The sequence below is a fragment of the Butyricicoccus sp. OF27-2pH9A genome (genome assembly GCF_027693185.1).
GTDB classification, from domain to species: domain Bacteria; phylum Bacillota; class Clostridia; order Oscillospirales; family Butyricicoccaceae; genus Agathobaculum; species Agathobaculum butyriciproducens.
The window spans coordinates 5,139-16,511 of the sequence record NZ_JAQEXK010000025.1; the positions used below are offsets into that span (position 1 = coordinate 5,139).

18 protein-coding genes are annotated in these 11,373 nt (G+C 48.2%); 2 read left to right on the forward strand and 16 right to left on the reverse strand.

Annotation, left to right across the window (positions count from 1 at the left end):
- Window positions 1–248: 248 nt before the first annotated feature.
- A complete protein-coding gene (locus PG722_RS12990; protein ID WP_262527273.1) occupies window positions 249–1,055 on the forward strand; it encodes a helix-turn-helix transcriptional regulator in 807 nt (268 codons plus the stop codon).
- Window positions 1,056–1,178: 123 nt separating this feature from the next.
- Here the strand turns inward: PG722_RS12990 and PG722_RS12995 are convergent, their stop codons facing one another.
- The 10 genes from PG722_RS12995 to PG722_RS13040 all read right to left on the reverse strand — a co-directional run bounded on the left by PG722_RS12995 (window position 1,179) and on the right by PG722_RS13040 (window position 8,517).
- On the reverse strand, window positions 1,179–1,706 hold the full coding sequence (locus PG722_RS12995) for a DUF3592 domain-containing protein (protein ID WP_117819228.1): 528 nt from the start codon (window positions 1,704–1,706) through the stop codon (window positions 1,179–1,181).
- Between the two features lie 49 nt (window positions 1,707–1,755).
- Window positions 1,756–2,133, reverse strand: coding sequence for a TnpV protein (locus PG722_RS13000; RefSeq protein ID WP_009256575.1), 378 nt, complete (start codon window positions 2,131–2,133; stop codon window positions 1,756–1,758).
- Entirely contained in the window at window positions 2,093–2,455 is a 363-nt protein-coding gene (locus tag PG722_RS13005; RefSeq protein ID WP_330674707.1) for a helix-turn-helix domain-containing protein, read from the reverse strand. The genes PG722_RS13000 and PG722_RS13005 overlap by 41 nt, the downstream gene beginning before the upstream one ends.
- 191 nt (window positions 2,456–2,646) lie before the next feature.
- The gene (locus tag PG722_RS13010; protein ID WP_005933734.1) at window positions 2,647–4,254 is read right to left on the reverse strand and encodes a recombinase family protein; all 1,608 of its coding nucleotides are present in this window, start codon (window positions 4,252–4,254) and stop codon (window positions 2,647–2,649) included.
- A 134-nt stretch (window positions 4,255–4,388) separates the two neighbouring features.
- A complete protein-coding gene (locus tag PG722_RS13015) occupies window positions 4,389–4,580 on the reverse strand; it encodes a transposon-encoded TnpW family protein (RefSeq protein WP_118564520.1) in 192 nt (63 codons plus the stop codon).
- Between the two features lie 12 nt (window positions 4,581–4,592).
- Entirely contained in the window at window positions 4,593–5,432 is an 840-nt protein-coding gene (locus tag PG722_RS13020; protein WP_008402238.1) for an ATP-binding protein, read from the reverse strand.
- Window positions 5,429–6,169: a phage replisome organizer N-terminal domain-containing protein gene (locus PG722_RS13025; protein WP_117568906.1), complete on the reverse strand. Its 741-nt coding sequence runs from the start codon at window positions 6,167–6,169 to the stop codon at window positions 5,429–5,431. Before PG722_RS13025 ends, PG722_RS13020 begins: the two co-directional genes overlap by 4 nt.
- Window positions 6,159–6,353: a hypothetical protein gene (locus PG722_RS13030; protein ID WP_270580783.1), complete on the reverse strand. Its 195-nt coding sequence runs from the start codon at window positions 6,351–6,353 to the stop codon at window positions 6,159–6,161. Before PG722_RS13030 ends, PG722_RS13025 begins: the two co-directional genes overlap by 11 nt.
- A 174-nt stretch (window positions 6,354–6,527) precedes the next feature.
- Window positions 6,528–8,147: a relaxase/mobilization nuclease domain-containing protein gene (locus tag PG722_RS13035; protein ID WP_270580784.1), complete on the reverse strand. Its 1,620-nt coding sequence runs from the start codon at window positions 8,145–8,147 to the stop codon at window positions 6,528–6,530.
- The gene (locus PG722_RS13040) at window positions 8,119–8,517 is read right to left on the reverse strand and encodes a plasmid mobilization protein (RefSeq protein ID WP_236132134.1); all 399 of its coding nucleotides are present in this window, start codon (window positions 8,515–8,517) and stop codon (window positions 8,119–8,121) included. Before PG722_RS13040 ends, PG722_RS13035 begins: the two co-directional genes overlap by 29 nt.
- A gap of 43 nt (window positions 8,518–8,560) precedes the next feature.
- Here PG722_RS13040 and PG722_RS13045 point away from each other — a divergent pair, with 43 nt between their 5' ends.
- Entirely contained in the window at window positions 8,561–8,878 is a 318-nt protein-coding gene (locus tag PG722_RS13045; protein WP_270580786.1) for a hypothetical protein, read from the forward strand.
- A gap of 78 nt (window positions 8,879–8,956) precedes the next feature.
- Here PG722_RS13045 and PG722_RS13050 read toward each other — a convergent pair whose 3' ends face one another.
- The 6 genes from PG722_RS13050 to PG722_RS14275 form a co-directional block, all read right to left on the reverse strand.
- Window positions 8,957–9,382 carry a hypothetical protein gene (locus PG722_RS13050; protein WP_270580787.1) on the reverse strand — a complete coding sequence of 142 codons (426 nt, stop codon included), beginning with the start codon at window positions 9,380–9,382 and terminating at the stop codon, window positions 8,957–8,959.
- 42 nt (window positions 9,383–9,424) lie between these two features.
- On the reverse strand, window positions 9,425–9,622 hold the full coding sequence (locus PG722_RS13055) for a helix-turn-helix domain-containing protein (protein WP_015515279.1): 198 nt from the start codon (window positions 9,620–9,622) through the stop codon (window positions 9,425–9,427).
- The gene (locus tag PG722_RS13060; protein ID WP_023921375.1) at window positions 9,600–10,058 is read right to left on the reverse strand and encodes an RNA polymerase sigma factor; all 459 of its coding nucleotides are present in this window, start codon (window positions 10,056–10,058) and stop codon (window positions 9,600–9,602) included. The genes PG722_RS13055 and PG722_RS13060 overlap by 23 nt, the downstream gene beginning before the upstream one ends.
- Window positions 10,059–10,220: 162 nt before the next feature.
- On the reverse strand, window positions 10,221–10,808 hold the full coding sequence (locus PG722_RS13065) for a DUF2812 domain-containing protein (RefSeq protein ID WP_005927795.1): 588 nt from the start codon (window positions 10,806–10,808) through the stop codon (window positions 10,221–10,223).
- Window positions 10,805–11,128, reverse strand: a complete 324-nt coding sequence (locus PG722_RS13070; protein WP_005927798.1) for a PadR family transcriptional regulator — start codon at window positions 11,126–11,128, stop codon at window positions 10,805–10,807. Before PG722_RS13070 ends, PG722_RS13065 begins: the two co-directional genes overlap by 4 nt.
- Before the next feature lie 179 nt (window positions 11,129–11,307).
- Window positions 11,308–11,373, reverse strand: a 66-nt coding sequence (locus PG722_RS14275) for a Maff2 family mobile element protein (RefSeq protein ID WP_442867856.1), incomplete at its 5' end; no start/stop codon positions are given.

Below are 11,373 nucleotides of genomic sequence, written 5' to 3' on the forward strand. Positions count from 1 at the left end.
TTCCTCCACATCCCTGCCAAAAGTCATGGCACTACATCGCCGGGGAAGCATATCCCACACAGGCTGGTCATTCGATTGGAATAATCCATCGATGAACTACCTGTATCATAGAACATTTTTGTGCCCTGTGCCGTATGTCCACAAAGTAGGAATTAGGAGTAAAAATCAGAAATTTCCACGATTGCGGAAAGTGTGATATAATCCAGTTAAGCGGCAGCAATGAAACCGCCGGAAAGGAGTGTGCGCCCATGAAAGGAGCAACAAGCATACAGGAACGCCTTTGGGAACTCCGCAAGGACAAAGGCTTAAATCTGGAAGAACTATCAAAGCTGACGGGTATTTCCAAATCTGCTCTCGGAAGTTATGAAAAAGAGGATTTTAAGGAAATCAATCATGGCAACCTTATCACGCTGGCAGACTTCTATGGGGTTTCCGTTGATTATCTACTGTGCCGGACAGAGAACAGGGAGCAGATCAACACGTCATTGACGGAGCTGCATTTGAATGATGAGATGGTTGCTCTCCTGAAAAGCGGTCGGATTAACAACCGTCTGCTCTGTGAGCTTGCCACACATAAAGATTTTATCAAGTTTCTTGCAGACATTGAGATTTATGTGGACGGGATTGCCACCATGCAGATTCAAAATCTCAATGCACTTGTCGATACCGTCCGGCATGAAATCATTGAACGGTATCGCCCCGGCGAAGATGACCCGCATTTGAAGGTGCTGCAAGCTGCCCATATCAGTGATGATGAATATTTCAGTCACATGGTACGGGATGACCTCAATCTCATTATCCGGGATATTCGGGAAGCTCACAAAAAGGACAGTGAAAGTGCACCCCAGACCACCGTTGCCGATGAACTGAAAGAGAATCTGGAAGCGGTCGAAAATTTCAAGGGCAGCCGGGATGAAAAGCTCGTTGTACTTTACTGCAAACAGCTCGGCATCAACTATAAAAATCTGTCAGATGAAGAATTTCGCTGGCTGATTCGGATTCTCAAAAAATCAAAGAAAATGGGAACGCCTATTAGCCAGAGGAAAAAACGGTAAAGAAAAACCGCTGTTGCATGGTTTGTTGGCTTCCATGTAGCAGCGGTTTTTGCTGGGATTATTCAGTTGAATTTTTAGAACGACAAACTTGAAGTTGTCTGATTAGCAATTATCTTTTGCAATTTATAACTGCATCAAAAAGAATACCAGTACACTCGAGAGTATCGTTACTGTCCCCATTATGATAAACATCATGGAAGTAAAACTTTTTGAAATTGGTCTATCAACATAACACTTTTTAGGATTGTTTGGATTATAATAAACTGTCATCTTACTGTTGATAGGCCACAACTGCTCCGCAAATTGACGCAAATTTGCAATAGCTCCAGTTTTTACATGTAGCCATCCTTTTTCATCTTCATAGACTTCTGATTTCATCGGTACAGGTACTCCTGATAGTTGCGTTGTTATAATCCCTCGAAATTTTTTCTTTGCTTTATAACAAGTTCCATTCACAAAGTACTCAACGATTGGGTACACTCTTCCATTTCCAGGAAACCCATATTGTTTAACAATACCGTCTGTCTTTTTTGTACACAATTTATTCTGTCTTTTTACAATGATATTGAAAGTAACTCCTAGTAGAACTAATATTACACCAAGACCTCCAACTGTCATCAATTCTAACCATGCAATTTGTATTTCAGCCATAGTTTCATCACCTCAAATTCTAATTTGTCATAATCATTCTATCATACCGTTATGAATAAATCATCTCATGCAAAACAATTTCTTCTGCCCGGTTGTGAATGTTATTGCAACGCTGCACCCATTCCATTTGACGGGTACGCTTCAATTCCTCGGTCACGCCCTCGGCAGCTTTCATTTGCTCCATGATGGTGTCTAACCGTTCCTGTGCCTGTTCGTTCAGGTCTGCAAGATATGTCCATAACTCCCCGGTCAGTGTCAATGTGTTCAATCGGGCTGGGTGGACTTCTCTTAAATATTCCCGGTGCATCCGTCCATACTTTCCGATGGGGCGGTGTTCCTCCGGCAGTTTCAAGTCCGGGATGTAGTAATCTCCGACAAGGATATAATCAATTCCGTTTTCCGTTATTCTTGGTTTCAATTCGCTCATGTTCCTTACCTCCTGTGGAAGCAGGCTCGTCTGGTACTAACTCAATCACATCGGTAATCTCACAATTCAGCGTTTCACAGATACGGGCTAATGTGTCCATGCTGATGTGCTTTCCCTCTTTGCTCATGTTGGCAATCATATTCGTTGTCATACCAGCGGCAAGCCTTAAATCCTCTTTCCTCATATCACGCTCTAACAGTGTGTGCCAGAGTGGTTTATAGCTGATGTGCATATTGTTTTCCTGCCTTTCTATCCATACCACCGGGGTGGCTGCCCCGGCAGGAACTTTTCTCTTATTATAGCACCAATCTTGTGAAATCACAATTTATTCTTGTAACCTGCCGCTGATACCGTCTGGATTGTGCTTTTCCTTTCTTTTTGCTCCCTTTAATTAGCCATGAACTGCTTAATGCCCTGGCTTTTTGCTTATGTGTGATAAAGAAGTAATAGAAGTGTAAAAAATTTTGCCTTTCCTATCCGATACTCAGCTCTGGTATCGGATAGGGCGGGCGGTCATTCGGGCAAGTCCACTTTGCCGACGAAAGAATAGTAAATCTCAATATCCTGTCTGCGTGTGCCGTTTTCATCGTAGCTGCACTCATGCACAACGATTTTCTCTACAAACTCACGCAAGAGGGTGTGGGTCAGTTCTTCAAAGTTCATGTGCTTGCGGACAATGTTCATAAACTTTTCTGCGTTTACGGTAGCTTCCTGTGCTTTGGAAAGCTCCGCCTGTATTCTGGCAACACGCTCTTTCAATTCCTGCTGTTCGGCTTCATAGTCTGCCGAAAGCTCCGTGAAACGCTCGTCAGAAATGCGACCGCTTACGCTGTCCTCATACAGCCGCTTGAAAATAGCGGAAAGTTCACCGATACGCTTTTCGGCAGCTTCCAGTTCCTTTTTCTTGGCGGCGTTCCTGCGTTTGCCGCCGTCCTCGTTCTGCTCGATCAGCAGCTTCATAAACCGGGCTTCATGCTTTGCCGCATAGCTCGTCACTTTCCGTAGATTGGAGAGAACGCCCGCAGTCAAAAGGTCGGTGCGGATAAAATGTGCGGTGCAGTCATGGGTGCGCTTCTTGTAGTTCCCGCAGATATAGCAGTCCTGTTTCCGCTTATCGGTCTGGTAACGCTGCTGATACATGACGCTGCCGCAGTCCGCGCAAAAGAGCATACCAGAGAACAAGCCCACTTCATCATAGCGGTTCGGACGCTTGCGCTGTTTGCGTAATTCCTGCACACGCTCCCATGTCTGGGTGTCGATGATAGGCTCATGGTGGTTCTCGAAAATTGCCTGTTTCTCAATGGGATTTTCTATGCTGTGCTTGGTCTTGTAGGACGGTTTCTCCGTCTTGAAGTTCACCAAACAGCCCATGTACTCCCGGTTTTCAAGGATATGCACCACGGTATTTGTCGCCCATTTGCACTCATAGCCGGGGTGATAGCGGCGTGTGCTGCCCGTCCTGCGGTATTCCAGCGTTCCCGGCGTTGGGATTTCCTGCTCGGTCAGCATACGGGCTATCTTGGTCGGACCGTTCCCGGCAAGGCACAGACGGTATATCTGCTTGACCACGGGTGCGGCTTCCTCGTCAATGATGAAGTTTTCGTCCTCGTCCATGAGGTAGCCGTACACGGGTTTGCTCGTAACAGGCTTGCCGCTCATGCCTTTTGACCGTTTTACAGCTTTGATTTTCTTACTCGTATCTCTCACCAGCCATTCGTTGAAAATGTTCCGCAGAGGGGCAAAATCATTGTCGCCCTGTGCGCTGTCTACTCCATCGTTGATGGCGATAAAACGGACGCCTTTTTGTGGGAAAATCATCTCGGTATACATTCCCACCTGCAGGTAGTTTCGCCCTAACCGTGACATATCCTTTACGATAACGGTAGCCACTTTCCCGGCTTCAATGTCCGCAAGCATGGATTGAAAACCCGGTCTTTGGAAGTTCGCACCAGAATAGCCATCGTCCGTGTACCAGCGCAGATTGGAAAAACCGTTCTGCTTTGCGTAGGTTTCAAGAATACGCTTCTGGTTGGAAATGGAATTGCTTTCGCCTTGCAGCTCGTCCTCATGGGATAGTCTTGGATAAAGGGCAGTGATTTTCTGGGTGGTCTGTCTTAACATAAAATCCTCCGTTTCCGACAGCCAGCCCCACTATTCCGTATTTCGATTATACCACATGGGGCGGCTGTCTGTATAGCGGCTTCTGCTTCTTTACCGCCCGGTAAAATGACGATTTTTCTGTGCGGCTTGTAGCGTTAGGGCGAAAGCTGGGCTTTGTGTCCTGCGGCTGTTTCCGCCTCCAGCACTTTCATCATCTTATCGGCTGCGGTGTCGGTGGTATCTTTTTTGAAAAAGCCGGAAACGACAAGGACGGTGTTGCCCATGCGGATCTCTGTCACACAGTCCGGGCGGCGTTCCGGGGTGGTATTCTGCTTGTTCTCTGCCATAGGCAACTCCTTTCATTTCATCAATTCTTTTAGTCTGTTCAGCTTGGCTTGCGCCGTTTCACGGCGGAAGTTTTCTCCCGTAAAGAGGATAGGGGCGCACATTTCCAAAAGGCGGTCATAAATCCGGGCATGGGCGGTGTCCAGCGGATTTTGCAGGCTGTCCAATGTCAGATTGGTGGTAACGATTAAGGGCTTGCGGCTGCGGTAGCGGCTGTCAATCACATTGTAGACCTGTTCTAAACCGTACTCTGTGCCGCGCTCCATTCCAAAATCATCAATGATAAGCAGAGGAAAACGGCAAAGACGCTCGATATACTCGTTGCGCCCCTCAAAGCTGGCGGTCAGGTCATTCAAAATCGCAGAGAAGTTCGTCATGCGGACAGCGACTTCCTGCTCCATGAGGGCATTAGCGATACACCCGGCAAAATAGCTTTTTCCTGTGCCGACCTTGCCCCATAGCAGATAGCCGATATTTTCCTCGCGCATGATTTCCCAATGCTCCACATAGAAGTGTGCAATCTCCATTTGCGGGCATTTCCCGTTGTCGTTGGCGAAAGTCCATTCCTGCATGGTAGGATTGGTAAATCCCCGGCGTTTCAAGTCCTCCACGGTGTCAAGGTGCTTTCTGCGCTGTTCGGCGGCTTCACGCTCCAAACGCTGGGCTTTCTGGCAGTCACATTCTGCCGGGTGGCGGTCACGCCCAAACAGGGCGGCTTGCTTTTCCGGGAAGTAGGCTTCTTTCGGAGTGTGACACTTGCCGCAGTAAAGCAGTCCGTCCTCGCCCGTGTAGTCCTCCGGCTGTGGGGTAACAGCCGCCATATTCAAAACTCGTTCTGTAAACAGATTACTCATAAGCTCTCGCCCTCCTTGCAGGTGTATTCGGGTATGCCCTTTTTCGGGGCAGCCTTTGCGGTATCGTCTGCCGCCCATCTGCGGATAGTGGCGGCGTGGTTTTTATATTTCTTGCCCGTGGACGCGATATAGCCGGAAAGCCGCTCAATGTAGTACGCCCATTTTTCGGGCAGCTCCGCTTGCAGTTCGGAAAGCTCCGTATCAGTCAGAAATACATTCTCATATCTGCCATAGCTGCGGGCGAGGGCTTGTCCCTTTAACTCTCCCTCTTTTTCTAACTCTATATCTATCTCTTTCTTTATCTCTATCTCTGGTGGACGAATGTCGGACAAATGTCCGCCGTTTGTCCGCGGCGGCAAAAGTGCCTTATTTTCAAGCCTTGCGGCGCGTTTCCGTTCCGCTTCGGTAGAGGATTGACCGATCATCAGCTCAATGTCGGTCATATAAAGCAGCCCGCAGTCAAGCTGCTCCACAAGCCCTAACTGCTGGAAGATGGCTAATGCCCGTTCCACCGTCCCGATTTGGTGACGGGTCAGCGTGGCTATCATCTGGGCGGTATAGGGGATATGCTCGTCAAGCTGCAATCTGCCGCCATTTTTCAGCGATTTTAAGTACAGCTTCAAGAGGATATTGGAATACAAAATCCCGTCTTTCATGTCCTCCAACAGCACAATGGAATCGCTGTCGAAGAAGTTTTCTTTCAGTTTGAGGTAGTAATATTTGCGGTTATCTGCCATTAGCGGTGTCCTCCCTGTGTTTCCATCTCTTAGAGAAATACCGGGGACAGAGGACGATAATCGCCCGGAAGCTCTGCTTGCAGCCGTGTGTGCAGCCCCGGCAAAGGTCATTGTAGGTAATACGGTTTCGGTGGTTGAGGAAAAAGCTCCATTCCAACCACCGCTTTTTGCTCATGCGTGGCATTTCTCGCTCCTTTCTGCCGTTTCCGCTGGTATAAGCGGATAGGTCGGTAAAAATGTAGTTTCTCGGTGTCATTTTCGGGGATTTCCTGCGCTGTGCGCCCCGTTTCAAAGGTGGGCAGTATTGCGGATAGGGTGCAGGGCATATCCCCGTTTTGGTATCGTTTCGGGGCGGTTTTTAACGCTCATGTTTGTGCTTTTTCTCTCTGTCTTTCTCGCCTTGCAGGATTTGAGAAAGATTGCTTTTCACGGTATGCAGCTCCTTGACACGGGCTTTTTTCTCCCGGTATTCGTTGTAATGGGCGTTCTTTTCGGCGGTAAGCTGCTCGATTTCCGCTTGCAGGGCTTTATGGCTTAGCAGCTTGGAAACGCCATGCGCCCGAAAATAACGGGTGGCTGCGTCCGCTATGATAAAATCGCTTTCGTGCCGTTCCCGGTAGGCGCTGCGGGCTTTTTCCGTTTTCTGCGCTTTCAGACCGTCACGGGCAGGCTTGGTCTTGGCATAGGCAAGCACCTGTGTCTGAAGCTCCTTTTTCTCCCGGATAGCAGCGTCCAGGGCTTTCAGCTTGGCGGTGCTGTCCTGTAAATCCGCATTGGCGGATACAAGGGCTGCGTCCAGCTCCTCCGGCGAATAGCCGTACTGCCCGTAGGCGGCAACGGTAGCCGCCATTTGTTTCAGATTGTGGACTGCCGCCCAGCGATCATAGCCCGCGCCCTTTCCCTCCGCTCGCTTCGCTGCCCGGTCAACCATGCGCTGAATACCGTCCTTTTCCGGGGTGGTTTGGACAGCTTTTTTGCCCTGCAAACGCTCCCTTATGTTGCGGGGGTATTCGGGTACGGTTGCGGTCTGCTCGGCGGCTCTGTGGGCGTTCTGTTCCAAAAGGGCAAGAACGGCAGCGCGGTCAAAATCATCTCCCAGCTTGCGGGCGGTAATGGGCTTTGTCCTGTCCGGCGTGAGGTAGGATAGCCGCCCTCGGCTCTCCTTGACAGTCACGCCCTGTTGCAAGAGAACGGCGGCGAACTCGCCATAGCTTGCGGCAGAGGACAGCGCGGTGCGTATGGCCTGCCGCAATTTTTCCTTGTCTGTTTCAAACTTCGTGGGCTTGGCTGGCTGCTCCTCGGCTGGCAAGGCGGCAGCTTCCTTGTCCAGCTTTGCCTGCCCTTTCCGCTGCGCCCAATACTCACGCTCGGTAATGCGGTTTTTGCTGCCATGCAAAAGGTCGATTTGATAGAGATTTTCCCGGTGGCACAGCTCCATGACTTCGGCTTTGAAGTATTCCATCGCCGCGTCTGTGCAGCGGTGTTTGCACCCGGCGCGCGTGTCTGCCGGTCTGTCCATGTAAGGCAGGAACGGAACTTCCTCTATCCGCAGAGAATTGATAACGATATGCACATGGATATTGCCGCTGTGGTTGTGTCCGTCCGGGTGGGTGCAGACAATGGCTTGGTGTCCGGGAAACTGCTTCCGGCAAAATTCCTCGCCCAACGCCTGCGCCCGGTCTACGGTCAAACCGTTGTCCACCGCGTCCCGTGGGTCAAAGCTGATAATGTAGTGGTGGCTTTTTACATCTTCCCGCTTCTGGTTCTTCCCATAGCGGAGATTGGAGCGCATACAGGCAACGGCAAAATCCTCGTCGCCGCAGTTCAGCGTGGCTATTCGATAGTCCTCCCTGAGCATGAGCCGCCCGTTTTCACCAAGGGTGGGCTTCATGGTAAACTCGTCATGTTCAAAGGTGAGGTACTGCTCGGCTGCGCCATAGTCCGCATTTTTAGAGCTGATATGTTTGAATGTTGCCAACAGCGTCACCTACCTTTCGCAGGACTTCAAACTTCAAGGCAGCAAGGTCAGAAATGGCGGCGCGGACTTCAACGGACAGGGCGTTGTATGGTGTGCCGTACTCGTTGAGGGCGCGGGCAATCTGATTGAGGTTGCCACCGATTTTTCCGTATTCGGCGGTCAGCCTGCCAACGGCGGACAACAGTTCATCATTGACCGGGGAAACGGTAATGATGGGGCGAATGGTCGCCCGTGTAATGGCTTGCCGGATAAATTCGGCTTGGCTCATGTCATAGTGTTTCAGCCGCTCGGTAAAGTCGGCGTATTCTTCCTCGGTCATGCGGGTTTTGACCACATGGCAGCGGTGGGGTGTGTTGTATTTTTTCTTCAAGCGTTGACCTCCTTTCTCGCCCGACAGGGCGCATGAGCAGGGTTTGGGGAAGGCACTCCCCAACAAGATTTACCAAAGGGGGCAAAACCGCAGATATGCGGATTTTGGCACCGTGGTAGAATCTTGCTCTAAAAAACTACCGCTTTCCTCGGCGGCTCTGGTTTGCGGATATACTGGCTTGCTCCACCAATATAGCGATTGCGGCGGCGTGTTCTGCCCGCTGTTCACCACTACAACGGTGAAAAGGGGGCGTTTTGGCAAACGCAGCGGAAATTTTTTTGTTTTCCCTGTCTGCTCCCTACAACAATCCGGCGGTGTGATTTGCCAAAGATTTTTGAAAATGGGCGCAAAAAAGCAGTAAACCTTTTCAAGATTTACTGCTTATCTGCCGCTGTGATGGGCGGTGGTATTAAATTGTCAGCCGTTTTTCAAATGGAATTTATCTGCAATCGCTTTCTTTCCGCTTTCCAATTCCTTTTCTGTAATCTTCCATAATCCTAACGCAATAATCTGCTATCTTTTGCATTCCGAGTTCTTCAAAAAAGGCAATTTGTATTTTCATCAGTTCTTCACAAACAGTCAACTTCTGCTCATCCATATTGCTAATAGCAAGCCATGGGAACGCTTTATATTTCTTAGTGTCCCCAATGAGAAAATTGTACCCTATCAACTCATTTTCACGGAAAACGAAATAGAATTGTGGGCCTGAACCTGGAACTGACTTTTCCATAATTTGCTGCATTGTTTTCACGCCGCCGTATGCCGGAAAAAAACCTATTCGCTCAAGAGCATTTAATATGTCAATCCTTTTATCTGTGGGTATGTCTCTATAATTGATAATCTGTTCCATTTGCTCTACCCTCATTGAAGTTTAATTTGTCAGGCTCTAATTATACAACTTTTCTGTTTAGCGGTCAAAGCGGAACTTCAACAGGCTTTCTATCAGTTGCCTGACGATATGCTCCTGCATATCCGTGTTAATCTGTCCGTCTATTTTCGCACAAGAGCGGATATATCCCGCATAATGGGATAGGACGGCGGCAACAGCTTCCGGGTCGCCCTCGCTTGCCTTAACGATTGTCTCATAGGGAAGTAGCTGGCTCATAGGACAAACCCTCCAACTCTGCCCGTAGCCGCCGTAAAATCATCTGAATACGCCGCCCGGTTGTGTTGCCAGCCCGTCCATATCTCCGTCCAATCTCCCTATGCGTCAATCGTTGGAAGTAGTACAAGAAAATGATTTCCTGTTCCATCTGTGATAGTGCGGACAGGGCTGCGGCAAGCTCTGGACTTTCCAAAAGCACCATCTGACCACAGACGAAAAGCGGATAGCTGGTCATGCCGGATTGCTCCGCAAAGTATTTATCTGTGGTACTGAATGGATAGTGTTTTTCTTCTATCAGATATTCAAGCGAGATTTCCCGCTTGCGGCGGCTCCGTATGCTCCGGGCTGCGTCTATGGCAGCGTGGCGAATAACAGTCTTGCAAAAGGCATCGTGTGTATGCCGGATATGTTCTTGATACTTTTCGTGTTCGGTCATGGAAAATCCCCCTTTCTGAATAATGGCAGAGGGCGGCAGCGTCTTGTGCTGTCGCCCTCTTGATTACCGAACAGCAAAGACGGGCGGGGCTGTCAACGGCGGCACATTTCCGCCGTTCATCTTGACCGTTGACAGGCTCGGCTGGATTTGCTATTTATTTCCTCACCATTCCTGTGTCTTGGCTTCCTTCCGGATTTTCATTATCTGTATTTGATATATACTGCCAGGAATTACAGAAACCAACGCAAAAATACCAAAGATTATAGACTGCTTTGTAACTGCGAATAGTGCAAACATGAGCAGTAGAAATAGCCACGGATTGCGTAAGTTGCGATAATATTTTTCTTTATCGTCATAAGAGGTATGGAGTTCAAAAGGCTTTCCATCATTTGCTTTTTCCACAATCAAGATTTCTCGATTAAAAGTTGTTGTGTTTGTCGCAATACGACCGCCCCTTTCTGCCCATGGGCGCCAGCGAACTTTTCCAACAGAATAGTTTAGATTGATATTTTTAAAAAACACCTTATATCCCATATCCTCCAAAAAATTAGCATAATCTATTGAACTCTCTTTTGATTTTTCTCCGATAAACTCTACACAATAGGTCACTTCATCGGGCTTACATTTTTCAAATTCGTATAACAGTTTTCCTGTCCGAACAAGTCGATAACCCTTTTCAGACATTTTGTTTAGCCATTTTTCCTGCGTATTTAGCAATCCGCCAAAAAAGCGATAACATTTTTTACTCATACTGCACCTCCAATAATTTCACTTGCAATGCTTACAAGTTCATTTAGTCTTGCAAGCTCTTTTTCTGCAATTTCTTTTCCCTGTGCTGTAATATGGTATTCTTTTTTTCTTCCCTCACTATCTCCATAAGGTTCAATCCACTTCTTGTCCTGCAAAGAGTTTAATGCTCCATATAAAGTGCCTGCGCCTAACGAAAGCCGCCCGCCCGTTTTTTCTTCAACAAACTGCATAACGGCGTATCCGTGTTTTGGTGTATAAAGAGAGAGTAAAATATAAAAGGTCACTTCTGTAAGTGCGCCACTTTTTGCATTGTCTCTCATAGTCCAGCCTCCTTATTACGGTTACTGTAATAAATATATCACTAACCGTAATATAAGTCAAGCAGATTCAAGGAATTTATTTAAGGGGCATGAAAATGGAGCAGCAACATTTTCGTGTTACTGCTCCACTTGATACAGAATAGTAGGGTACGCTGTTCTCAATTTGTGTTGTTGCTTCTTTACCGTATATGAGCATTTGCCGCAGGGTTGTCCGACCCGTAACCTTCCAGAAGGTTGATGACGCC

Excerpts from the sequence above, each read along its gene's own strand:
- PG722_RS13050 (WP_270580787.1), bottom strand. The coding sequence starts at position 9,382 with ATGAGGGTAGAGCAAATGGAACAGATTATCAATTATAGAGACATACCC.
- PG722_RS12995 (WP_117819228.1), bottom strand. The coding sequence starts at position 1,706 with ATGGCTGAAATACAAATTGCATGGTTAGAATTGATGACAGTTGGAGGT.
- PG722_RS12990 (WP_262527273.1), top strand. The coding sequence starts at position 249 with ATGAAAGGAGCAACAAGCATACAGGAACGCCTTTGGGAACTCCGCAAG.
- PG722_RS13055 (WP_015515279.1), bottom strand. The coding sequence starts at position 9,622 with ATGAGCCAGCTACTTCCCTATGAGACAATCGTTAAGGCAAGCGAGGGC.
- PG722_RS13020 (WP_008402238.1), bottom strand. The coding sequence starts at position 5,432 with ATGAGTAATCTGTTTACAGAACGAGTTTTGAATATGGCGGCTGTTACC.
- PG722_RS13070 (WP_005927798.1), bottom strand. The coding sequence starts at position 11,128 with ATGAGAGACAATGCAAAAAGTGGCGCACTTACAGAAGTGACCTTTTAT.
- PG722_RS13065 (WP_005927795.1), bottom strand. The coding sequence starts at position 10,808 with ATGAGTAAAAAATGTTATCGCTTTTTTGGCGGATTGCTAAATACGCAG.
- PG722_RS13060 (WP_023921375.1), bottom strand. The coding sequence starts at position 10,058 with ATGACCGAACACGAAAAGTATCAAGAACATATCCGGCATACACACGAT.
- PG722_RS13025 (WP_117568906.1), bottom strand. The coding sequence starts at position 6,169 with ATGGCAGATAACCGCAAATATTACTACCTCAAACTGAAAGAAAACTTC.
- PG722_RS13010 (WP_005933734.1), bottom strand. The coding sequence starts at position 4,254 with ATGTTAAGACAGACCACCCAGAAAATCACTGCCCTTTATCCAAGACTA.
- PG722_RS13015 (WP_118564520.1), bottom strand. The coding sequence starts at position 4,580 with ATGGCAGAGAACAAGCAGAATACCACCCCGGAACGCCGCCCGGACTGT.
- PG722_RS13030 (WP_270580783.1), bottom strand. The coding sequence starts at position 6,353 with ATGCCACGCATGAGCAAAAAGCGGTGGTTGGAATGGAGCTTTTTCCTC.
- PG722_RS13000 (WP_009256575.1), bottom strand. The coding sequence starts at position 2,133 with ATGAGCGAATTGAAACCAAGAATAACGGAAAACGGAATTGATTATATC.